Annotated in this window: 20 protein-coding genes and 1 rRNA gene; 18 read left to right on the top strand and 3 right to left on the bottom strand. The window is 43.3% G+C overall.

Annotated elements, in window-relative coordinates; genetic code table 11:
- From rrf to der, 13 genes are all read left to right on the top strand, one after another.
- A 5S ribosomal RNA gene (rrf, locus tag HJG39_RS19395) occupies nt 1-74 on the top strand; the annotation flags it as partial.
- 212 nt (nt 75-286) lie between these two features.
- Nucleotides 287-1,006: a tRNA (cytosine(32)/uridine(32)-2'-O)-methyltransferase TrmJ gene (trmJ, locus tag HJG39_RS04030; RefSeq protein WP_268407064.1), complete on the top strand. Its 720-nt coding sequence runs from the start codon at nt 287-289 to the stop codon at nt 1,004-1,006.
- A 90-nt stretch (nt 1,007-1,096) separates the two neighbouring features.
- Nucleotides 1,097-1,570, top strand: a complete 474-nt coding sequence (gene iscR / locus HJG39_RS04025; protein ID WP_268407061.1) for a Fe-S cluster assembly transcriptional regulator IscR — start codon at nt 1,097-1,099, stop codon at nt 1,568-1,570.
- A 13-nt stretch (nt 1,571-1,583) separates the two neighbouring features.
- Nucleotides 1,584-2,729 carry an IscS subfamily cysteine desulfurase gene (locus tag HJG39_RS04020; protein ID WP_268407060.1) on the top strand — a complete coding sequence of 382 codons (1,146 nt, stop codon included), beginning with the start codon at nt 1,584-1,586 and terminating at the stop codon, nt 2,727-2,729.
- A 142-nt stretch (nt 2,730-2,871) separates the two neighbouring features.
- Nucleotides 2,872-3,303 (top strand): nucleoside-diphosphate kinase, encoded by a 432-nt coding sequence (gene ndk / locus HJG39_RS04015; protein ID WP_268407057.1) that lies wholly within the window; start codon nt 2,872-2,874, stop codon nt 3,301-3,303.
- A gap of 149 nt (nt 3,304-3,452) precedes the next feature.
- The gene (locus HJG39_RS04010) at nt 3,453-4,592 is read left to right on the top strand and encodes a bifunctional tRNA (adenosine(37)-C2)-methyltransferase TrmG/ribosomal RNA large subunit methyltransferase RlmN (RefSeq protein ID WP_268407056.1); all 1,140 of its coding nucleotides are present in this window, start codon (nt 3,453-3,455) and stop codon (nt 4,590-4,592) included.
- A gap of 101 nt (nt 4,593-4,693) precedes the next feature.
- Nucleotides 4,694-5,692 carry a type IV pilus biogenesis/stability protein PilW gene (gene pilW, locus HJG39_RS04005; protein WP_268407054.1) on the top strand — a complete coding sequence of 333 codons (999 nt, stop codon included), beginning with the start codon at nt 4,694-4,696 and terminating at the stop codon, nt 5,690-5,692.
- A gap of 17 nt (nt 5,693-5,709) precedes the next feature.
- On the top strand, nt 5,710-6,882 hold the full coding sequence (locus tag HJG39_RS04000; protein ID WP_268407052.1) for a RodZ domain-containing protein: 1,173 nt from the start codon (nt 5,710-5,712) through the stop codon (nt 6,880-6,882).
- A 21-nt stretch (nt 6,883-6,903) separates the two neighbouring features.
- Nucleotides 6,904-8,019, top strand: coding sequence for a flavodoxin-dependent (E)-4-hydroxy-3-methylbut-2-enyl-diphosphate synthase (gene ispG, locus HJG39_RS03995; protein ID WP_268407050.1), 1,116 nt, complete (start codon nt 6,904-6,906; stop codon nt 8,017-8,019).
- 154 nt (nt 8,020-8,173) lie between these two features.
- Entirely contained in the window at nt 8,174-9,457 is a 1,284-nt protein-coding gene (gene hisS / locus HJG39_RS03990; protein WP_268407049.1) for a histidine--tRNA ligase, read from the top strand.
- A gap of 37 nt (nt 9,458-9,494) precedes the next feature.
- On the top strand, nt 9,495-10,118 hold the full coding sequence (locus HJG39_RS03985; RefSeq protein WP_268407048.1) for a YfgM family protein: 624 nt from the start codon (nt 9,495-9,497) through the stop codon (nt 10,116-10,118).
- 4 nt (nt 10,119-10,122) lie between these two features.
- Nucleotides 10,123-11,373 carry an outer membrane protein assembly factor BamB gene (gene bamB / locus HJG39_RS03980; protein ID WP_268407046.1) on the top strand — a complete coding sequence of 417 codons (1,251 nt, stop codon included), beginning with the start codon at nt 10,123-10,125 and terminating at the stop codon, nt 11,371-11,373.
- Between the two features lie 37 nt (nt 11,374-11,410).
- Nucleotides 11,411-12,859, top strand: coding sequence for a ribosome biogenesis GTPase Der (gene der, locus HJG39_RS03975; protein WP_268407044.1), 1,449 nt, complete (start codon nt 11,411-11,413; stop codon nt 12,857-12,859).
- Between the two features lie 106 nt (nt 12,860-12,965).
- Here the strand turns inward: der and xseA are convergent, their stop codons facing one another.
- Nucleotides 12,966-14,294 (bottom strand): exodeoxyribonuclease VII large subunit, encoded by a 1,329-nt coding sequence (gene xseA / locus HJG39_RS03970; RefSeq protein WP_268407041.1) that lies wholly within the window; start codon nt 14,292-14,294, stop codon nt 12,966-12,968.
- A 112-nt stretch (nt 14,295-14,406) separates the two neighbouring features.
- Between xseA and guaB the strand changes: the two genes are divergently transcribed.
- The 4 genes from guaB (at nt 14,407) to HJG39_RS03950 (ending at nt 18,836) form a co-directional block, all read left to right on the top strand.
- Entirely contained in the window at nt 14,407-15,876 is a 1,470-nt protein-coding gene (guaB, locus tag HJG39_RS03965) for an IMP dehydrogenase (RefSeq protein ID WP_268407090.1), read from the top strand.
- 139 nt (nt 15,877-16,015) lie between these two features.
- Nucleotides 16,016-17,590 carry a glutamine-hydrolyzing GMP synthase gene (gene guaA, locus HJG39_RS03960; RefSeq protein ID WP_268407088.1) on the top strand — a complete coding sequence of 525 codons (1,575 nt, stop codon included), beginning with the start codon at nt 16,016-16,018 and terminating at the stop codon, nt 17,588-17,590.
- A 147-nt stretch (nt 17,591-17,737) separates the two neighbouring features.
- Nucleotides 17,738-18,127, top strand: coding sequence for a CidA/LrgA family protein (locus HJG39_RS03955; RefSeq protein WP_268407039.1), 390 nt, complete (start codon nt 17,738-17,740; stop codon nt 18,125-18,127).
- Nucleotides 18,114-18,836: an LrgB family protein gene (locus tag HJG39_RS03950; RefSeq protein ID WP_268407037.1), complete on the top strand. Its 723-nt coding sequence runs from the start codon at nt 18,114-18,116 to the stop codon at nt 18,834-18,836. The genes HJG39_RS03955 and HJG39_RS03950 overlap by 14 nt, the downstream gene beginning before the upstream one ends.
- 32 nt (nt 18,837-18,868) lie before the next feature.
- Here HJG39_RS03950 and HJG39_RS03945 read toward each other — a convergent pair whose 3' ends face one another.
- On the bottom strand, nt 18,869-19,084 hold the full coding sequence (locus tag HJG39_RS03945) for a hypothetical protein (protein WP_268407035.1): 216 nt from the start codon (nt 19,082-19,084) through the stop codon (nt 18,869-18,871).
- A gap of 141 nt (nt 19,085-19,225) precedes the next feature.
- Here HJG39_RS03945 and tadA point away from each other — a divergent pair, with 141 nt between their 5' ends.
- Complete coding sequence (gene tadA / locus HJG39_RS03940) at nt 19,226-19,738, top strand: tRNA adenosine(34) deaminase TadA (protein WP_268407033.1); 513 nt, start codon at nt 19,226-19,228, stop codon at nt 19,736-19,738.
- A gap of 483 nt (nt 19,739-20,221) precedes the next feature.
- Here the strand turns inward: tadA and mltF are convergent, their stop codons facing one another.
- A complete protein-coding gene (mltF, locus tag HJG39_RS03935; protein WP_268407031.1) occupies nt 20,222-21,595 on the bottom strand; it encodes a membrane-bound lytic murein transglycosylase MltF in 1,374 nt (457 codons plus the stop codon).
- Nucleotides 21,596-21,741 lie beyond the last annotated feature (146 nt).

Here is a 21,741-nt window from a genome sequence, read left to right as displayed (position 1 = left end):
AACTCAGAAGTGAAACGTATTAGCGGCGATGGTAGTGTGGGGTTTCCCCATGTGAGAGTAGCACACTGCCAGGCTCCTATTCCTAAGAAGCCCTGTTCGTATGAGCAGGGCTTTTTTTATTTATAAACCAAATAGCAACCCAACTTCGTTCCCTTCTATTTATTACTTCTAAAGTATCTGTTGGTGCATGACATATTCAAATCGAAGCCTGTTTCCAACTCCTATAAGCTCCCTTTTGTGCTAGTATTCTGTCCGAATTTAATTCCCAAATTTAGAATAAAGAATAATGCTAGAAAGAGTAAAAATTGTATTAGTTAATACTTCCCATACCGGAAATATAGGCTCTGCGGCTAGAGCGATGAAAACAATGGGGCTCTACGACTTAGCCCTAGTTCAACCGGTGTCTGAACCTGATGGAAAGGCGAGTGCCTTAGCAGCAGGAGCAGGAGATGTTTTATCAAAAGCTGAAATTTTTAATTCCTTAGATGAAGCGATTGCTGATTGTGGCTTAGTCATCGGAACCAGTGCTAGATCTCGAACGCTCTCTTGGCCGATGTTAAGTTCACGTGAATGTGGGGAAAAAATCATAGCCGAATCTACTAACCATAAGGTGGCATTAGTATTTGGTCGTGAAAATAGTGGCCTCACAAATGAAGAGCTACAGCTTTGTAACTACCATGTATGCATTGATGCTAATCCCGAATATAGTTCATTGAACCTTGCGGCTGCTGTGCAAACATTGTGCTATGAAATCCGAATGGCCTTTTTAGCACAAGATAAAATTAAACCGAGTCAAAGTGAATATCCTTTATCTGAAGAGCTGGAACAGTTCTATGTACATTTAGAGAAGACACTTAGGCATACAAATTTCATTATACCTAAGCACCCTGGTGTAGTTATGACAAAGTTACGTCGATTGTTTAATCGAGCTAGGCCAGAAGCACAAGAGTTAAATATTCTTAGAGGAATTTTAAGTTCAATCACCAAATTAAAAAGGGACGAATGAGCTATTGATCAAGATTTAGCAAAATATCTAATACTTGACTGTTTTAGTAGGGTATGTGAATATCCGCTCAAATTAACAACGGTTGCTGCTATGAAACTAACATCAAAAGGTCGTTATGCTGTTACTGCGATGCTTGACGTCGCACTACACTCCCAAAAAGGTCCAGTATCTCTTTCAGACATCTCATCAAGGCAGGCCATCTCTCTTTCTTATTTAGAGCAACTATTCTCTAGATTAAGAAAAGAAGAATTAGTGACTAGCGTACGTGGTCCAGGTGGAGGTTATCAATTGGGTAAAGAGCCCAGTGAAATTTCTGTTGGACAAGTAATTAAAGCAGTTGATGAAACGATTGATGTGACTCGATGTAATGGTACCGCTGACTGTCAGGCAGGTGAGCGTTGTTTAACACATAGTTTATGGCACGATTTAAGTGAACGCATAACCGCGTTTCTTGATAATATTACCCTAGGTGAGTTGATGGCTAATGCCGATGTACGTTTAGTTGCTGACCGCCAAGATCATATACTTCCATCAAAGGAAATTGAAATTAGTCTGCAAATGTAAGGTGTTTTAAAGGATGCCATCTCCTATTTATCTTGATTATGCCGCAACGACGCCGGTTGACCCTCTTGTAGCTCAGGCAATGTCCAAGCACCTTTCAATAGGGGGAGTCTTTGGAAATCCAGCTTCTCGTTCACATTGGTATGGTTGGCAAGCCGAGGAAGCGGTAGAAGTAGCGCGCGAAAATACGGCAGACTTAATTAATGCCGATCCAAGAGAAATCGTATTTACCTCTGGTGCAACGGAAGCCAACAATCTCGCATTAAAGGGAATTGCCCAACAATACGGTGATAAAGGGAAGCATATAATTACCGTCAAAACTGAACACAAAGCGGTACTAGACCCTTGTCTATGGCTTGCCGATAATGGTTTTGAAGTTACTTTTCTTGATGTAGGCAGTGATGGTCTATTAGATATAGAAGTGCTTCGTAGTGCTCTGCGGCCTGATACCATCTTAGTCAGCATTATGTTAGTGAACAACGAGACTGGGGTCATACAGAATATCAACTCAATTTCAGCGCTTTGTCAGGAAAATAGTACCTATTTTCATGTTGATGCAGCTCAAGCATTGGGGAAAATCCCGATAGATGTTCGAGATAGCGACGTCGATCTAATGTCATTTTCTGCTCACAAACTTTATGGACCAAAGGGTATTGGCGCATTGTACGTTAGGCGTAAGCCAAAGGTGTTTTTGCAGGCGCAGATTCACGGTGGAGGCCATGAAAGAGGAATGCGCTCAGGTACACTTGCAACGCATCAGATTGTGGGGCTCGGTGAAGCTTGTAAAATTGCTCAGGGCAAAATCCATGATGAAATGGAAGGCATTCGTGCACTTAAAGTCAAATTTTGGAAGAAAGTTCAAACACTCTCGGGGGTTTTGCTAAATGGCAATTTCGAACAATCTGTTCCGGGCATCTTAAACCTGAGTTTTGAAGACGTTGAAGGTGAAACCTTGCTTATGGCGCTAAAGGATTTAGCTGTATCATCTGGTTCGGCCTGTACTTCGGATAGTTTGGAGCCTTCTTACGTACTACGAGCAATGGGGCTTTCACCAGAGTTGGCGCACAGCGCTATTCGTTTTAGTTTCGGTCGTTTTACTTCCAATGAAGATATTGAGCAGGCCGCAAATATCGTTTGCGAAGTCGTTCATAAGCTGCGTTGATCGCTTAAATTCGTACTTTTTAGCTTTTGTGTTCCGAGTTTTACGCGAAAAAATATAAAAAAGTCATGTTCAAGCATAGGAAACGCTTGTGTAATTGCATATAATCCGCGCCGTTTTTAGTTTTAATAAATGGAGCCAACAGATGGCACTTGAACGTACTTTTTCTATTATCAAACCTGATGCCGTAGCCAAGAATGTCATTGGTGCGATCTACAACCGCTTTGAATCTGCAGGCTTACGCATTGTTGCTTCAAAAATGGTTCACCTAAGCAAAGATAAAGCAGAAGGTTTTTACGCAGAACACAAAGAGCGTCCTTTCTTCCCAGCTTTAATCGAATTCATGACTTCTGGCCCTGTAATGGTTCAAGTTTTGGAAGGCGAAGATGCAGTTAAGAAGAATCGTGAAATCATGGGGGCGACTAACCCAGCAGATGCACTAGCGGGTACTTTACGCTCTGACTATGCTGAGTCAATTGACGAAAATGCGGTACATGGTTCTGATGCGCCTGAATCAGCGGCTCGTGAAATTGCTTACTTCTTCGCAGACGAAGAAATTTGTCCTCGTACTCGCTAAACCAGCGAATAAGGAAAAAGAATAAGGGCGCTTTAAGCGCCCTTTTTGCTGATAGAGATAATGAATTCGCTTTTTGTGAGTGAAATTTGTACAATCCCAGCCCCGATTTATAGGGCATAGTATTTTGAAACTCATTTGAGGATAGAGACATGAGCGCAATGGCATCGCCAGCTTCTAAGATCAACTTGTTGAATTTTGATAAACAAGGGCTGCGTCAGTTTTTCAAAGATATGGGAGAAAAGCCCTTCCGCGCCGATCAGGTGATGAAGTGGATATACCATGAAGGCGAAGATGATTTTCAAAATATGACCAACCTTAATAAAGCGCTTAGGGAAAAACTCATTGAGACTTGTGAAATTAAGGCGCCTGAAATTTCGGTTTATCAAGAGGCAAGTGATGGCACCATTAAGTTCGCTATGATCCTAGACGGTGGTCAAGAAGTCGAAACGGTCTGGATCCCTGAATCAGATAGAGCGACATTGTGCGTTTCTTCCCAAGTCGGCTGCGCGCTAGAGTGCAGTTTCTGTAGTACCGCGCAACAAGGGTTTAATCGAAACCTAACGGTTTCGGAAATTATTGGCCAAGTGTGGCGAGTGGCCCGATTCATCGGACTAAACAAAGACACTTCGAAACGCCCTATCACAAATGTTGTAATGATGGGAATGGGCGAACCTTTGCTTAACTTGAACAATGTCGTTCCGGCGATGAACTTGATGCTCGACGACTTTGGTTTTGGTTTGTCTAAACGCCGTGTAACTTTGAGTACCTCGGGGGTTGTACCTGCGCTGGATAAGCTAGGCGATCAAATAGATGTTGCTCTGGCGATTTCCCTTCATGCACCTAACGATAAACTGAGAGATGAATTAGTCCCCGTAAATAAAAAATATCCCATTGCAGATTTTTTGGCGGGCGTACGTCGCTATCTAAACAAATCCAATGCTAACCAAGGTCGAGTAACTGTTGAATACGTGATGCTTAATCAAGTGAATGACAGCATGGAACAGGCTCATGAATTGGCACAAACATTAAAAGATACACCATCAAAGATAAACCTAATCCCATTTAATCCATATCCCGGCTCTCCCTATACTAAGCCGAGCAATAGTCGAATGGACCGTTTTGCTAAAGTGTTAATGGAGTATGGATTTACTGTGGTAGTTAGAAAAACGCGTGGTGATGATATTGATGCAGCCTGTGGGCAATTAGTCGGTGATGTGGTTGACCGCACAAAACGTGTAATGAAAAAACAGGCAAAAGGCCCTTCTATTGAGGTTTTTGCCAGTCATTAAGTCTTCACTTCTAATTGTGCAAGTTTGTATTCTCTGGCAATCTTGCACAGTCCACATAAACTAAAATTATTTAGTCAACTGAATTAAATTTGCGGGGATTCATGGGAGTAAGGAAAAAATACAGTCGCCATTTTGTCAGGTTATCCTATCTTTCCCGTTTTACTATTTTCCTTGTTGCTTTATTCCTGTCGGCTTGCGCCAGCCGCTCCCCTCAAGAAAGTATTGATCGACAAGAAGCGGCAAAGACTCGAATTTCGTTAGGACTAACTTATTTGCAAAATGGCAGTTATGCTCAAGCCAAAGCAAATCTTGATAAAGCACTCAAATTTGCACCTGAATTAACAGATGTACATTTTGCACTCGCTTATTATTATCAAACAATCGACGAAATCGTTTTAGCAGAAAAATCGTACCAAAAAGCGCTAAGTATCAATTCTGAGGATGCTGATTTACTGAATTCCTATGGCGCATTTTTGTGTTTACAAGGCCACTATCAATTAGCAGAAGATTATTTACACAAAGCTATTCAGACACAACAATACAGTCATGCAGCGGCTTCATATGAAAATTTAGCTATTTGCCAACAAGCGCAAGCCGATACCGCGCAAGCAATACGTTATCTTGAAACCGCCATTAGCCATGATCCAACACGAATTAAAACAGCATATTTACTGCTTGAATTGAATGTCTCGCAGAAGCGTTGGGAAGAGGCTCAAAAAGCCCTTACAAGGTACGAGCGACTCGCTCCTGTAACTGCCCAAACGCTTGATTATGCCGTTAAAATTCAAAAGGCTTTAGGCAATATGGACATTGCGGATGGGTATGCTAAAACACTATTGAAGTTGTACCCTGAGCATGACATTGCTAAAAAATACTTGAAACAAACCTCTCCAGAATTAAAACAGATTCAGAATCCTGCATTGGAAAAGAAATCGATGTCGGATAGAATTCACGTGGTTCAGCCCGGAGAGAACCTGTACCGAATTTCTTTGAAGTATAATGTCCGTATGCAACGCTTGATTGAGTGGAATAATTTAACGGATGGAACGCCGCTGCATACTGGTAAAAAACTATTTGTTTCTGACCCCAACGCTAACTAGCGGGAATTGTTGTAAGAATGAGTAAAAACGACGACACATTGGAAGAAGTAGAATTTGTTGGCCCTGGTGCCATGCTGAGAACTGCGAGGAAAAAGTTGGGGTTATCGCAAGATGAAGTCGCAGAAAAACTTCATTTGAGAGCTTCCATCATTTCCAGCCTCGAAGATGACCAATATTCAGCAGATATTTCCCCTACCTTCACGAAAGGTTATTTGAAGCTTTACTCAAAGCTGCTTGGCTTAAATGCTGACGATGTATTAGATGCGTACAAGAAGTTAGGTAAGCTGGAGAAAGAACCCGCCAAATTGCAAAGCTTTTCTAAGCAAGTTGCCCGTCAAGCCAGCGATCAGCGACTTATGATGGTGACGTATCTGGTACTTGTTATTGTCATCGCCTTGGTTGTTGCTTGGTGGTTCCAGCAAGATGAAGCGCCCTTTGAGTCAATGATAAGCGGTGTGCAAAAAAAGGAGACAACGTCTCCTAAAGAAGAAACAAAACCTGAGGTTGAAGAGTCACTTCAATCGAATGCTTTACCTGTTATTTCTGATACTTCAGAAACAGAAAGCATGAGCAGTCCATCCGATACAGCTGCACCTGAGAACGATGCAACAGAAAGTATGGTTAACGACGTCACCGATGATAATGTCGAGACTTCCGAGACTTCCGAGATTTCCGAGACAACCGAGACTTCAGTTTCCGAGAGCGCTGACATTGAAACAACTGTGAATGAACTGCCTCCTCAGGTTGATACCAGTAGCGAAGAGGTTTCCTCAGATCAACAAGAAGTTCAGCCAGTGCCAGTTGATATAGAAGTGACGGAAAGCAATAGTGATAATACAGAACAAGAGCAAAAAGCGGCAGTAGAAGAGGGAGCCGATGCAACGACCACAACGGTAAGTGAAGCGCTTGATATCGTACAAGAACCAAGTGTCCCTTTAGGCGATGCCGTTGACCTTGTGTTTGAATTTGCGGGCGATTGTTGGATGAAGTTAACTGATGCCACAGGTGAAGATGTGGCGTACGGCATTAAAAAATCAGGTCGTGTTATGCCCGTTTCAGGCATCCCGCCATTTGAAGTGGTGCTTGGTGCGCCAGAAGTTGTGCAAATTAGCTACAATGGTGAAGCGATTGATATGACACAATTCAGAGCAGGTTACACTGCACGCTTTACTTTACCTTTGAGTGAATAGCCGAGTTTTAGAGAGTTTATTATGTTGACCGAGTCTCCGATTAAACGTCGAGAATCTACACAAATTCATATTGGTAAAGTTCCCGTTGGCGGCGGCGCACCTATTGCTGTTCAGTCGATGACCAACACCCTAACAACAGACGTTGAAGCCACTATTAATCAAATTAAACGAATTGTTGCTGTGGGCGGTGAAATTGTCCGTATTTCAGTGCCGACAATGGACGCTGCCGAAGCATTTAAACAAATTCGTAAACAAGTTGATGTGCCGCTGGTTGCCGATATTCATTTTGATTATCGGATTGCGTTAAAAGTGGCTGAATATGGCGTTGATTGTTTACGCATCAATCCCGGCAATATTGGTAAAATGGATCGCGTTAAAGCCGTTGTTGATTGCGCTCGAGACAACAACATTCCAATTCGTATTGGTGTTAACGCCGGTTCTTTGGAAAAAGACATTCAAGAGAAGTTTGGTGAACCGACACCCGAAGCGCTTGTTGAATCTGCAATGCGTCATGTCGATATTCTCGACAAGCTTAATTTTGACCAATTTAAAGTGAGCGTAAAGGCGTCCGATGTATTTCTTGCTGTAGGCGCTTATCGTCTTCTTGCGCAACAAATCAAACAACCTTTGCATTTGGGGATTACCGAGGCCGGTGGTTTTCGAGCTGGCGCAGTAAAAAGCGCGGTTGGTTTGGGAATGCTATTAGCAGAAGGAATTGGCGATACAATTCGCATTTCGTTAGCAGCTGACCCAGTTGAGGAAATTAAAGTCGGCTTCGATATTTTAAAGTCACTGCGTATTCGCAGTCGAGGTATAAACTTCATTGCTTGCCCAACCTGTTCTCGTCAAGAGTTTGATGTCATAGGCACAGTGAATGCGCTTGAAGAACGTTTAGAAGATATCGTGACACCAATGGATGTTTCCATCATAGGGTGCGTGGTAAATGGTCCTGGCGAAGCAGAAGTGTCTGACTTAGGGTTAACGGGGGCCCGCAATATGAGCGGTTTTTATCTTGATGGACAACGCCAAAAAGAGCGCATTGCAAACGATAACCTTATTGATACGCTAGAGCACAAAATTCGTGCTAAAGCAGCAGTTCTCGATGAGAAAAATCGCATACCCACACAAACGATTTAATTTTCAATTTCCATATCTTTTTTAGAAAGCGCGAAGCTGCGTAAAACGCTCGCGCTTTATCCACCTCAAGCGTTGTTGTTTAACGAGAAAATCCCTATAATGCAGGGCTTTTTGCTAATTAGTAATTTAATAATCCCCCGAGAGAACCGACGCCGTGAGCAAATCTATCCAAGCAATTCGAGGAATGAATGATTGTCTGCCTGAGCAAACAAGGCTATGGCAATGGATGGAACAACAAATTCGCACTGTTGTTGCCAGTTATGGGTACGAAGAAATTCGTATGCCAATTGTAGAAAGCACGGACCTTTTCAAACGATCTATTGGTGAAGTAACCGATATTGTCGAAAAAGAAATGTATACCTTTGAAGATAGAAATGGCGATAGTTTAACGCTTCGACCTGAAGGGACGGCAAGTTGTGTTAGGGCGGGCAATGAACATGGTTTGTTATACAACCAACAACAGCGTTTATGGTATATGGGACCTATGTTCCGCCACGAAAGACCCCAAAAAGGGCGTTACCGTCAGTTCCATCAGTTTGGAATAGAGGTTTTTGGCTTGCACGGTCCCGACATCGATGCCGAAGTGATCTTATTAAGTGCGCGCCTATGGAAGCATTTCGGAATCCAAGACAACGTTGTACTTGAGTTGAACTCCCTTGGTTCAAACGAAGCTCGTGCGCAGTACAAAGAAAAGTTGGTTACGTTTTTATCGCAACATAAAGACAAGCTAGATGAAGATAGCTTGCGTCGTTTAGAAACAAACCCGCTTCGCATTCTTGATAGTAAAAATCCAGAAGTTCAGGCCGTTGTTGCCGACGCACCGAAATTGTCCGACAACCTCGATGCCGAATCTCAACAACATTTCCAAGATTTATGTGAACGATTAAGCGCTTTAGGTATCAAATACCAAGTTAATGAACGCTTAGTGCGCGGTTTAGATTATTACAATCGCACCGTTTTTGAATGGGTGACAAAAGACTTAGGCGCGCAAGGCACAGTATGTGCCGGTGGTCGCTATGATGGTCTTGTGTCGCAGTTGGGCGGAAAGCCTACACCCGCAGTTGGTTTTGCTATGGGCTTAGAACGATTAGCACTTTTGCTTGAGCAAGTGGAAGCATTGACCATTCGTGAGGCCGTTGATGTATACATTGCCGCAACCGGAGCGGAGGCAGAAGTAGCAGCAACACAACTTGGTGAAACTTTAAGAGATGCCCTGCCGCAAATTAGGGTTCAAAACCATTGCGGAGGCGGAAATTTCAAAAAACAAATGAAGCGTGCTGATAAAAGTGGTGCGAATATTGCGCTAATTATTGGTGAGAGTGAACTGCAAAACAGTGTTGTTACACTTAAGCATTTACGTCAGGAAACTGAGCAACAAAGTATTCCTAGGCAAGATGTGGTTGCCACAGTAGCTTCACTCACTAACGTAAGCAAATAACAGATAACAGGTACACAGAGACCGGCAGAGGATCAAAATGGATCAATTCAGAACAGAAGAAGAACAAGTCGAAGCCATTAAAAAGTTTTGGAAAGAAAACGGAGCGGCCATCGTGCTAGGTGCAGTGCTTGGATTCGGTGGTTTGTGGGGATGGCGTTATTACAATGCAGAGCAGTTAGCATCCCAAGAACAAGCTTCAAATGCTTATGAGTCAGCTGTGCGCTCGCTTGGACAAAGCCAAGAAGCTTTTACGGAAGTGAAAGCCTTTGTTGATGAAAATAATGAGAGTAGCTATGCCGTTATGGCCGCGCTTCGTTTAGCGAAAGAAGCGGTAGAACGCGGTGATTTATCGGAAGCACAAAAGCAATTGGAATGGGTGACTAACAGCCAAGCCGATATTGTCATTAAAGACATCGCTTTACTTCGATTGGCGCGTGTACAAGCTGAGCAGGAAAACTTTTCTGCGGCGCAAGCGAGTTTGAACAAAATTGTTTCTGAGTCTTATCTCGCGCAGGTAGAAGAAATTAAGGGCGATATTTATCGGAAGCAAGGTATGTTTGATGAAGCTGAAAAAGCCTATACCGCCGCGTTAGGCAGTGATGAAACCAATGATCTTCTACAAATGAAACTTGATGACCTAGCATCTCAAAAGCAAGGATAGAGCAGTGGTAAAAGGAAAGCATTTTTTAGCAGCTTTAGTACCGGTACTTTTCCTAAGCGGCTGCTCGAGTATACCTGAGTGGGTTAATCCAACCACTTGGTTTGACGATGAAGAAGAACAAGACGTTCAGCAATTAAAGCCAATTGATGAGCTATTTCAGCCTGATATTAAATGGGATTCTGGTGTTGGTGATGGCGTGAAACACTATTTTTCCCGTCTGTCTCCTGCCAATGCATACGGCAAAGTATTTGCTGCTAATCGCCAAGGGCTTGTTAAAGCGGTGGATGAAAATACAGGCGATAAAGTGTGGGAAATTGATTTGGCTGAGTACCATAATGAAGGGTACTTGTCTGCTGTCACTAACCTTTGGGCAGATGGTATTTCTGCTAAAATCTCAGGCGGGTTAGTTGCTTCCTATGAAACCTTGTATTTCGGTACAGAAAATGGCCTCGTTCTTGCGCTTGATGAAGCGACAGGTGAAATTAAATGGCAACAAAAGGTCAAAGGTGAAGTGCTTGCTACCCCCGTTGTTGATGGCGGCTTTGTTGTCGTGAATACGGGCTCCGGCATATTGTATGGATTAGATGCTGAAACTGGCGAAGAAAAATGGATTTATGAGTCCGAAGTGCCGCCATTAACGCTACGCGGCATATCCGCACCGGCATTAAGTGCAGGGGCGGCGATTGTAGGAACTGCAAACGGCAAGTTATCCGCGGTGGTACTAGAATCAGGACAAGTCGCTTGGGAGCAAGTTATCGCATCGGCTTCAGGGACAACAGAGCTAGAACGCTTAGTTGATATTGATAGCCAAGCATTAGTGCTCGGAGGCGTAGTCTATACCATTTCATACAATGGCACATTAGCGGCAGTTGAATTACGAACTGGACGTGTTATTTGGAAGCGTGAGTATCGCTCTTATCGTCGTATTAGCTTAGATGGAAATACATTGTTTGTGGTTGATGATAGCAGCCAAGTTTACGGTTTAGATCGTCGTACAGGCGTTGAGTTATGGGCACAAACAACACTTCGAGGCCGCGATCTCACCGCGGCAACACCAATGGATTCGTATGTGGTCGTTGGTGATAAATTTGGTTTTTTACATTGGTTACGCCAATCTGATGGTCAGCTCGTTGCCCGTATCGAAGTGGGAGGCGACGATGAAGAAGAAGGAATTTATGTTGCACCCGTCAGAAATGGAAAAGTGCTTTATACTCAAACCAGAGACGGTGATCTGGTCGCGATTAGCATTCCTTAACGTTACCGTCTAAATCTGGTCTGGAGAAAAAGAAAGCATGTTGCCTGTTATTGCCTTGGTTGGTCGCCCTAATGTTGGTAAATCGACCTTATTTAACCGTTTAACCCGTACACGGGATGCTTTAGTGGCAGACTACCCCGGCTTAACTCGGGATAGAAAGTACGGTCAGGCTAAATATCAAGGATTGCAATTTATTGTTGTTGATACTGGTGGCATCTCGGGTGATGAACACGGTATTGATGCTGCAATGGCTGGTCAGTCACTTCTTGCAATTGAAGAAGCCGATATTGTTTTATTTCTCGTTGATGCTCGCGCCGGTTTAACCGGGGGCGATGAGGGAATTGCAAAACATTTAAGAAGCTCTAAAAAACCTGTTTATATTGTGGCGAACAAAGTTGACGGTATAGATGCAGACAGTGAAACCGCAGAGTTCTATGCGTTAGGTTATGACAATGTTTGGCAAATCGCGGCTAGTCATGGACGTGGTGTCAGTCATTTACTTGAATCTGTATTGGAGCCTATTGAGTCTCAATATCCTGAGATGCGTATTCCTGAGCGAAATCTTGAAGAAGAAGAGCTTAATGCCGAAGCGCAACGGGAAAAATTACAATCGTTGCCTATTAAGCTTGCTATCGTCGGTAAACCTAATGTAGGTAAGTCAACGCTTACTAACCGCATACTTGGTGAAGAACGAGTTGTTGTATACGACCAGCCGGGCACAACGCGAGACAGTATCTATATTCCAATGCAACGTGATGAGCGCGAATACGTGCTTATCGACACCGCAGGTGTGCGTCGTCGCAAGAAAATTTCCGATACCGTCGAAAAGTTCTCTGTTGTTAAAACCATGCAAGCCATTGAAGAAGCCAACGTAGTGTTGTTGGTGATTGATGCGCGCGAAGGCATTAGCGATCAAGACTTAAGTTTACTTGGTTTCGTTTTAAACTCGGGTCGCGCCTTAGTTTTAGCCGTCAACAAATGGGACGGCTTAGACATGCGCGTTAAAGATGATATTAAGCGCGAGCTGGATTATCGTCTTGGTTTTATCGACTTTGCTCGATTGCACTTTATTTCCGCACTGCACGGAACGGGTGTTGGTCATTTGTTCGAATCAGTACAAGAAGCCTATGGAGCCGCAACAAAGCGTGTCAATACGGCACTATTGACGCGTATCATGGTTTCAGCGCAAGAAGAACATAATCCGCCTATGGTGCGAGGACGTCGCGTTAAAATGAAGTATGCGCACGCAGGTGGATATAACCCTCCTGTGGTTGTTATTCATGGAAATCAGGTTGCGGATTTACCAGAGTCTTACAAGCGTTACTTGATGAATTATTTCCGCAGAGCATTGAAAGTCATGGGAACGCCTATCAAAATAGAGTTCCGAGAGGGTGGTAACCCTTATGAAGGCAAAAAGAATACGTTAACGGTTTCACAGCAACGTAAGCGTAAACGTCTGATGAAGCATCATAAAAAGAAAAAATAGCACGTTAGCGTGCCGAAATTTCTGTAATTGAAAAAGGAGCTTTTGCTCCTTTTTTCGTTTTTGAATATCAAAATGACTATTTTACGGGACGTTAAACAGCGTTAGCTTAACTGACCGTGCTGTTAATTTCGCCATCGGCAAAGCGAGTTACGATGTTATCGCCGCTATTTACCTGTTCCGCTTTTTTCACTAGCTTCCCATTTTTATAGGTAAGGGTATAACCCCTTGCTAAGGTCGCAAGCGGGCTAACGGTATCCAATAACTGACAGACGTTTGCTAGTTTTTGACTCTTATTAGCCAACATTTGTTTTTGTGAATGAGCAAGCTTTTCTTGAAGGTATTGCAGCCGTTGTTGTAATCCCGAAAACTGGTGTTTTGGATGCACTTGAGATAATCGAGAAAGTTGCTGCTCACTTTGCATTGTTTTTTTCAAAAAGGTGTCTCGCCACAATGCGGCTAGTGTCATCTGCAAGTTATCAACACGTTGTTGCTGTTGTAAAAGCTGATTTTTAGGATGACAGCCTTGAAGCTTATGTTGCAACAAAGCGTATCCATGTTCCTTAGCGCGGAGTTGATCTTGCCAATTTTTCAATAAACGTTGCCTTAAATGATTCAAGGAATCAATGGCATTCTGTAACGGTGGTGCAGCAATCTCAGCGGCGGCAGAGGGCGTTGGTGCTCGTATATCTGCGACAAAATCGGCAATAGTGAAATCCACCTCATGACCCACCGCGCTAATAACAGGAATGGGAGACTGATAAATCGTTCGGGCTAGCATTTCATCGTTAAAACACCACAGGTCTTCCATGGAGCCGCCACCGCGTCCCAAAATAATTACATCTACTTCATTGCGCTGATTCGCTACATGCAATGCTCTACAAAGGTTATCGGCTGCTAACTCTCCCTGAACCAAGCTCGGATACAGAATGACTTCAGTCGTTGGGTTTCGGCGTTTTAACACGGTAATAATGTCATGCCATGCGGCACCCGTATCCGAGGTAATTACACCGATGCGCCTAGGGTTAACAGGAATGCTCTGTTTATCTTCTTGAGCAAATAACCCTTCTGCTGCCAATTTTTGTTTCATCTGCTCGAATTGTTGTTTTAATAACCCTTCACCTTCGGGTTCCATGTGAGTGGCAATTAGCTGAAAGTCGCCACGGGGCTCATACAAACTCACATTGCCTCTTACGAGCACTTTATCGCCATTTTTAGGTGTAACTCGACTAAAGCGATTATTACCTTTAAACATGGCTGCTTTAATTTGAGCACGAGGATCTTTCAGAGTGAAATACCAATGTCCCGATGATGCAGCAATGAAGTTGGAAATTTCTGCGGAAATCCATATTTGCCCAATTTCGGACTCTAAAATGTGCTTGGCAAATTTATTGAGTTTACTAACAGTGTAGATATGGCTTTGCGTTTGGCTGGTCATTAAATTTCTCGGTTAGGAGATGTTCATAGAATATTGTCTCTTTCAGTTTACCTGATTAATGAAACCCGCTACAATTGCGCCGCAACAAAATCCCCAATATAGGTCGTTTTACATGTTGCGTTTAGCCAAAGAAGCTCTCACTTTTGATGATGTGTTACTTGTTCCTCGACACTCTACAGTGTTACCCCATCAAGCCAGTCTCAAAACACGTCTAACCCGTAAAGTTGAATTGAATATTCCGATTGTTGCTGCGGCGATGGACACCGTAACCGAAGCGCCGCTTGCGATTGCGTTGGCCCAAGAAGGCGGAATGGGGTTCATCCACAAGAACATGTCCGCTGAGCAACAAGCTCAACATGTTCGTACCGTTAAAAAGTACGAAAGTGGGGTGGTATCCGATCCCATCACCGTTTCCCCTAATGCCACTCTCAGACAAGTCGAAGAAATGGGCCGCCAGCACGGCTATTCAGGTTTCCCTGTTGTTGATGACCAGCATAATCTTATTGGTATCGTGACAGGACGCGACTTGCGTTTCGAAAAGAATTTATCTTTACCTGTTAGCAGTGTGATGACGCCAAAAGAGCGTCTAGTTACGGTAAAAGAAGGCGCAGAGGCAGAACAAGTTTTGTTTTTGATGCATGAACACCGCATCGAAAAAATTCTTGTTGTTGATGACGACTTCAAATTACGCGGTTTGATTACCGTTAAAGACTTCCAAAAAGCCGAAAGTAAGCCAAATGCGTGTAAAGACCATCTTGGACGTTTACGTGTGGGAGCTGCTGTTGGCGTGGCAGCAGACAATCGCGAACGCATTGAATTACTCGTAGAGGCGGGTGTAGATGTGCTGCTTATTGATACATCTCATGGTCACTCGCAAGGCGTGCTAAACGGTATTGCAGAAGTAAGAAAAGCCTATCCTGACTTACAATTAATTGCGGGCAATGTGGCAACTGCTGAAGGTGCTAAAGCACTAGCAGACGCGGGTGTTGATGCGGTTAAAGTCGGTATTGGTCCCGGCTCTATTTGTACAACGCGTATTGTGACAGGGTGTGGTGTACCACAAGTTACCGCTATTGCTGATGCGGTTTCTGCTATCGGTGATTTGGGCATTCCTGTTATTGCTGATGGTGGTATTCGCTTCTCCGGTGATATAGCAAAAGCCCTTGTTGCTGGTGCAAGCTGCGTAATGGTAGGCAGTTTATTGGCAGGTACAGAAGAAGCGCCGGGTGAAGTCGAGCTGTATCAAGGTCGTTATTATAAATCTTACCGAGGAATGGGCTCATTAGGAGCAATGAATCAAAAACACGGTTCATCGGATCGCTATTTCCACATTGATAATTCAGCCGAAAAACTTGTGCCAGAAGGCATCGAAGGCCGCATCGCCTATAAAGGGCCGATTGCTAACATCGTGCATCAACAAATGGGTGGATTGCGTTCTGCAATGGGGTTAACAGGCTGTGCCACTATTGATGCGTTACGCACGGAACCAAGCTTTGTAAAAGTGACGGCGGCAGGTATGGGAGAATCTCATGTTCACGACGTTACTATCACAAAAGAAGCGCCAAATTACCGTTTAGGGTAATAAAGCAATTCGGGCTACCTAATTAGAAATAGATAATCGGTAGCCCATACCTCCAGCCGATTTAACGGCTATGATGATTAAAGGAACACAGCCGTGTTTCTTCCTCCAATTTGTACATTTTTGGAATGAGTAGGCCATGATGACTGACATACACAAGCACAAGATCCTAATTTTGGATTTTGGATCTCAATACACTCAACTAATAGCCAGACGCGTGCGTGAAATCGGTGTTTACTGCGAGCTTTGGGCTTGGGATGTCGACGAAGAAAAAATCAAAGCGTTTGCACCAAACGGCATTATTTTGTCGGGAGGTCCTGAGTCTGTTACCGATACAGGATCGCCTCGAGCGCCTGAGTATGTATTCCAAGCCGGAGTACCCGTGTTGGGCGTTTGCTATGGCATGCAAACAATGGCGGTGCAGCTTGGGGGCAAGGTTTCTGGTTCATCAGAAAGAGAATTTGGCTATGCTCAAATTGAATTAACCGGTAAAAGCTCATTGTTTGATCGTATCGAAGATCACATTAATGCTGACGGAAACGGTGAGCTCGACGTTTGGATGAGTCACGGCGATAAAGTGATTGAATTGCCAGAGGGTTTTGAATGCATTGCAAAAACCGATACCTGTTCTTACGCAGCAATGGCCAATGTAGAAAAACAACTCTATGGCGTGCAATTCCACCCTGAAGTCACTCACACTCGTCAGGGCGAGCGCATTTTGGCACATTTTGTATTGGATTTGTGTCAATGCGAAGCGCTTTGGACACCTGCTTCTATCATCGAAGATGCTATTGAGCGAATCAAAAAACAAGTGGGTAATGATGAAGTTATTCTTGGTTTATCTGGTGGTGTCGATTCTTCTGTGACCGCTATGCTTTTGCACCGAGCCATTGGCAAACAATTAACGTGTGTATTTGTTGATAATGGCTTGTTGCGTTTGAATGAAGGTCAACAAGTCATGGATATGTTTGGTGATCATTTCGGTTTGAACTTAATTAAGGTGGATGCCGAATATCGCTTCTTAAATGCGCTTGCTGGTGAACACGACCCAGAGGCGAAACGTAAAATCATCGGACGCGTATTTGTCGAAGTTTTTGACGAAGAAGCGAAAAAGTGCGAAAACGCGAGATGGTTAGCGCAAGGTACCATTTATCCTGATGTGATTGAATCTGCGGGTTCCGATACAGGCAAAGCTCATGTAATCAAATCTCACCACAATGTAGGGGGCTTACCTGAGGATATGGAGCTGGGTTTGGTTGAGCCACTTCGTGAATTGTTCAAAGACGAAGTTCGCCGCATTGGTCTAGAACTGGGTTTACCTTACGACATGCTTTATCGCCACCCATTCCCGGGACCGGGCTTGGGAGTTCGCGTACTTGGGGAAGTGAAAAAGGAATACTGCGACTTATTACGCAGAGCCGATGCCATCTTCATTGATGAGCTGCATAACGCAGATTTGTATCACAAAGTCAGCCAAGCGTTCACGGTTTTCTTGCCAGTTCGCTCTGTTGGCGTTATGGGAGATGCGCGTAAATACGATTGGGTAGTTTCACTACGAGCCGTTGAAACAATCGATTTCATGACAGCGCGCTGGGCGCAGTTGCCTTATGACTTTTTGGGCAAGGTGTCGAATCGTATTATTAATGAAATCGACGGTATATCTCGCGTGGTATACGACATTTCAGGAAAGCCTCCTGCTACCATTGAGTGGGAGTAGTCTTTTACTTGTCGTTTATATTGATGTAACCAAAGCCAAGGATGGCTTTTGATTATCCAGCATGTGTTTTATGATGAATCACTCAATAGTCAAAAACGAAAAGCAGTTCAGTTAGACGTTTAAATCAACCACTTCAACAGGGCTGACATGCTAAAAGGTATCTTCTTTATTTTTCTGTTTCAGTTAATTGGAGAAGTGGTACAAAAGCTACTTCAACTCACGTTTCCCGGGCCGGTTATTGGCTTAATCCTCCTCGTTATTTTTCTTCTCGTCACCGACAACACGCCATTGAAGTTGATTTCGAAGCCTTTTGAAAATGAAGTGGTTCGAACCGCAGAGGGGATCTTGTCCTACCTTTCTTTGTTGTTTGTGCCGATTGGCGTAGGCGTTGTGATTCATATCTCGTTGATAGAAGACCAACTGTTACAAGTGCTTGTTTTATTGTTTGTTGGCACGTTAGCTACTATCGGTGTTACTGCATGGGTAATGCAGCTTATTCAGAAACGTAAGCAGGGAGCGGCGCATGACAACGAGTGAGTTGTATGATATTTGGGTATACCTACAAGCCGAGCCATTGTTTTGGTTAACACTGACCATTGGGGCCTATTTGGTAGGAGATTGGTGCTATCAGAAATCCAATAAATTTCCTTTAGTTAACCCCGTCGCCATCAGTATTCTTATTGTATCTAGTACCTTGTTTATTTTTGATATTGAATATGAACGCTACTTCTCCGGTGCTCAGTTTATTCATTTTATGCTTGGTCCTGCGACAGTAGCACTAGCCATTCCTATTTATAAAAAGTGGCATTTAATAGTGGTTAATGCCAAAGCAATTTTTGTTTCCGTTTTTGTGGGAAGTTGCTTTGCAGTTGTTAGTACTTACTTCATAGCAAATGGCCTTGGAATTAGCGAGAAAGTCATGCTTACTATGCTACCCAGAAGTGTAACAACCCCGATTGCGATGGGAATCTCTGAGGTTATTGGTGGCATTCCATCATTAACCGCAATCATGACCATTACCACGGGTATTATTGGGGCAACTTTCGGCGCCTTTATCCTAGATATACTCAGAGTAAACTCTGCTTCTGCTAGGGGTTTTGGTATTGGGTTAGGGAGTCATGGTGTCGGCACAGCAAAAGCCATGAGTCAGAATGCTGAAGCAGGCGTGTTTGCAGCGGTAGCGATGGGGTTAAGCGGCATTGTGACTTCACTCATTATGCCGCTATTTATGCGATTAATTAGCTAACGGAAGGTTGGCAGAACAAGCTTTTCAGCAATTTATTGTTTCTTTAAATCTTCAAATTGCTTATTTAAATCGTATTTTTCGTCGGTCACAATCTTTTCAAGAGTAACGATCCTTTCTTGAAGGTCGGCAATTTTTTGATTGAGCTCTGATTCACTTTTCTTATTCATTGTGGCGCGACGCTTATTGGATGTAAGCTCAACAATTGCCCAGCAAATGATGGCAACAATAGCAACTGCGGTCATATTCATTACGTGTTCCTCTTTCGTATACGACTTGCTAGGTAAATAATGGTTTTTTACGTCTCTTAGGTCAATCCTTTTAACATGGTGTTTCAATTTACTCCTTCGTATAATTGCCATCGCTATTAATTACCTAACACGAAAGCGAATATGACTCACGAGTATTGGATGAAGGAAGCCTTGAAGCTGGCTGAGCGGGCTGCGGCTGTTGGTGAGATTCCCGTTGGTGCTATTGTTGTCATTAACAACCAGCGCGTGGGTGAAGGTTGGAATCAATCCATTCTTAATCACGACCCATCCGCTCATGCGGAAATGATTGCTATACGCCAAGCTGCAAAAAGAGTAGGAAACTACAGGCTTATTAATGCTGATTTATATGTGACACTGGAGCCGTGCTCCATGTGCGCAGGTTTGCTTGTCCACAGTCGGGTCGCTCGCATTATTTTTGGTGCATCGGATTATAAAACCGGTGCCGCTGGTAGCATCATGAATTTAGTTCAGCACCCAAACCTTAACCATCAGGCTGAGATTGTCGGTGGTATCTTAGAAAATGAATGTGCTAATAAATTATCGGATTTTTTTAAACAAAGGCGGGAAGAAAAAAAACGCTTGAAGTTAGCAATGAAAGAGGCGGGAGACAACGCCAGTTGGGAGGAGTCTTAACTTGCTTCTGCCCAACTAGCGCTTTCTAGTTGTTGTTGGAACTTCTGTCTTCTGTGTGACAATTTTTGGTGTAGTTTCTTAATAAGGTGTCTTCTTCTCGACCCATTATTGAGTGAGCGTCGTTTCAATGACATTTTGTTTTTTCTCAAGTTAATCTCCTATATAGGTTTCATCATTTTAATGAACAAAATGGCTACGCATAACCAGCTTGCTCGATTAGTGACAGTGTCTCAGTCAATTGTGTCAGAAACATGGCAAATCAAGGTTTATACATATTTTCTAACGAATTGGATGGCGTATTCGGCCATATTGTGTCGCTATAAGAAGAGCGACTTTGCAATATGTGATCGATTGGATGGTTAAAAAATTTCATCCAAGGCTGAGGAATATTACACAAACTGACCGGATGGTAAAGAATAACGATGTAAAAGTATATGAAAGTTTTAATAAAGACTTTCAAAAAATGCTTTATCTTTACGCTAATTAAGGTTGTTTTTCGGTCAGATAAATCAGGCTATCGTAATAACGGCGGATATTTGAAACATAGGTCAGCGCCTCATGGCCTCGTGCATAGCCATATTGAGTTGTACGGTAATAGCGTTTCTTACTTAATAGAGGAAGGTGTTTTTTAACATCTATCCAAAGGTCGGGATTGCCACCGAGCTTTTGCGTTAGCACTCGCGCATCTTCTAAATGACCAAGTCCAATATTATAAGCTGCAAGAGCGAACCAGATCCTATCGGGAGAGCTAATTCTTTCGGGAATGCGACGTAATAAGCTCTCAAAGTATTGAGCGCCACCACGAATGCTTTCTTCAGGATCAAGGCGAGAATTCACTTCCAATTCTTGTGCCGTTGCAAGCGTCAACATCATTAAACCACGCACGCCAGTTGGGGATTTAGCTTTCGGGTTCCAGTGACTTTCTTGATAACTCATCGCCGCCAATAAACGCCAATCAATACTGGAGGAATATTTCTTAAACCATGCTTGATATTGAGGAAGAGTCTGATTGGCTGCTTGTAGAAAAGCTTTGGTGTCAACATAATTAAATTCCTTTATGTGACCAAAGTATTTTTCCATCAATACTGCGAGCGTGCCATTGTCATTGACCTCACCAAAATATTCCACTAAAGCGGCAAGTAAAGAATCATCCTGATGTTTAGCGAGCGCCCATGCTAAAGGCTGCTCTTGAACAACGGTAAAACCTACACTTAAGTTGGGATGTAAGCGGCGTAATACGGCTAAGCTGTTTGAATCAACGATGGTGTAGTCCAGTGCGCCACTTTGAATGTTTAGCGCTAATTCTTCAACATCCTCCAATTCCGAAATTTTCCAATCAATATTGCGCCATTTGGATTGCGCCTGTTCATTTGAAGTGAGCCAATCCTCAAAGCCGCTTCCCTCGGCAATGACCAATTTACCGTCTAAATCTTCGGGGGACTTCGGGCGCACAATACCTTGCTTATAGACTAATTTCTGGCTTGCGCGTTGATAGCTTGGGGCAAATTTAAAACGTTCTTGATTGCTGGTCTTAGCAATGCCCACGGCGATTAAATCGATATGGTCTTGCTCTAAAAGTGGGTATAACGAAGTGCGGTTGTAATGAGGATACACCTCAAGCGCCACCCCCAAATGATCAGCAAAACCTTTAGCAAGCTCATACTCCAGCCCTTCCGGTCCTTTTGCGCCTTGATAATAAGTGTTAAAACTGTATTGCGTGCCTACTTTTAAGACGCCCGCATCCAGGATCTTTTGTAATTGATTTTGTGGCTTGAGAAAGCGATCACAGGCTTGAAGAATCAAAACGAGAAAAAACAAAAGCAGTATTTTGACAGAATTGGTAATTAATCTTTGCACAGGAATACGTTGTTTAATGCAATCAGTCTTTATTCTGACGAATTTACTTTTCAACTGCCAGTTTATTCACGTTAATTACTGCACAAATCTTTATCAGCGGAAGGGTTTTAGTCTATAATCGCCGCCTTCTTAAAAGGTTCACTCAG

This window comes from Alteromonas sp. a30 (assembly GCF_026788005.1).
Lineage (GTDB): Bacteria > Pseudomonadota > Gammaproteobacteria > Enterobacterales > Alteromonadaceae > Paraneptunicella.
The sequence above is the reverse complement of the archived record's forward strand: the minus strand, read 5'-3'. Positions and strand labels throughout refer to the sequence as shown.

Bases quoted from the DNA above. Each gene is read 5' to 3' on its own strand.
- trmJ (WP_268407064.1), top strand. From the start codon at position 287: ATGCTAGAAAGAGTAAAAATTGTATTAGTTAATACTTCCCATACCGGA.
- ndk (WP_268407057.1), top strand. From the start codon at position 2,872: ATGGCACTTGAACGTACTTTTTCTATTATCAAACCTGATGCCGTAGCC.
- HJG39_RS04000 (WP_268407052.1), top strand. From the start codon at position 5,710: ATGAGTAAAAACGACGACACATTGGAAGAAGTAGAATTTGTTGGCCCT.
- HJG39_RS03950 (WP_268407037.1), top strand. From the start codon at position 18,114: ATGACAACGAGTGAGTTGTATGATATTTGGGTATACCTACAAGCCGAG.
- HJG39_RS03955 (WP_268407039.1), top strand. From the start codon at position 17,738: ATGCTAAAAGGTATCTTCTTTATTTTTCTGTTTCAGTTAATTGGAGAA.
- guaA (WP_268407088.1), top strand. From the start codon at position 16,016: ATGACTGACATACACAAGCACAAGATCCTAATTTTGGATTTTGGATCT.
- HJG39_RS03985 (WP_268407048.1), top strand. From the start codon at position 9,495: ATGGATCAATTCAGAACAGAAGAAGAACAAGTCGAAGCCATTAAAAAG.
- HJG39_RS04020 (WP_268407060.1), top strand. From the start codon at position 1,584: ATGCCATCTCCTATTTATCTTGATTATGCCGCAACGACGCCGGTTGAC.
- HJG39_RS03945 (WP_268407035.1), bottom strand. From the start codon at position 19,084: ATGAATATGACCGCAGTTGCTATTGTTGCCATCATTTGCTGGGCAATT.
- ispG (WP_268407050.1), top strand. From the start codon at position 6,904: ATGTTGACCGAGTCTCCGATTAAACGTCGAGAATCTACACAAATTCAT.
- guaB (WP_268407090.1), top strand. From the start codon at position 14,407: ATGTTGCGTTTAGCCAAAGAAGCTCTCACTTTTGATGATGTGTTACTT.
- tadA (WP_268407033.1), top strand. From the start codon at position 19,226: ATGACTCACGAGTATTGGATGAAGGAAGCCTTGAAGCTGGCTGAGCGG.
- iscR (WP_268407061.1), top strand. From the start codon at position 1,097: ATGAAACTAACATCAAAAGGTCGTTATGCTGTTACTGCGATGCTTGAC.
- der (WP_268407044.1), top strand. From the start codon at position 11,411: ATGTTGCCTGTTATTGCCTTGGTTGGTCGCCCTAATGTTGGTAAATCG.
- xseA (WP_268407041.1), bottom strand. From the start codon at position 14,294: ATGACCAGCCAAACGCAAAGCCATATCTACACTGTTAGTAAACTCAAT.
- HJG39_RS04010 (WP_268407056.1), top strand. From the start codon at position 3,453: ATGAGCGCAATGGCATCGCCAGCTTCTAAGATCAACTTGTTGAATTTT.
- pilW (WP_268407054.1), top strand. From the start codon at position 4,694: ATGGGAGTAAGGAAAAAATACAGTCGCCATTTTGTCAGGTTATCCTAT.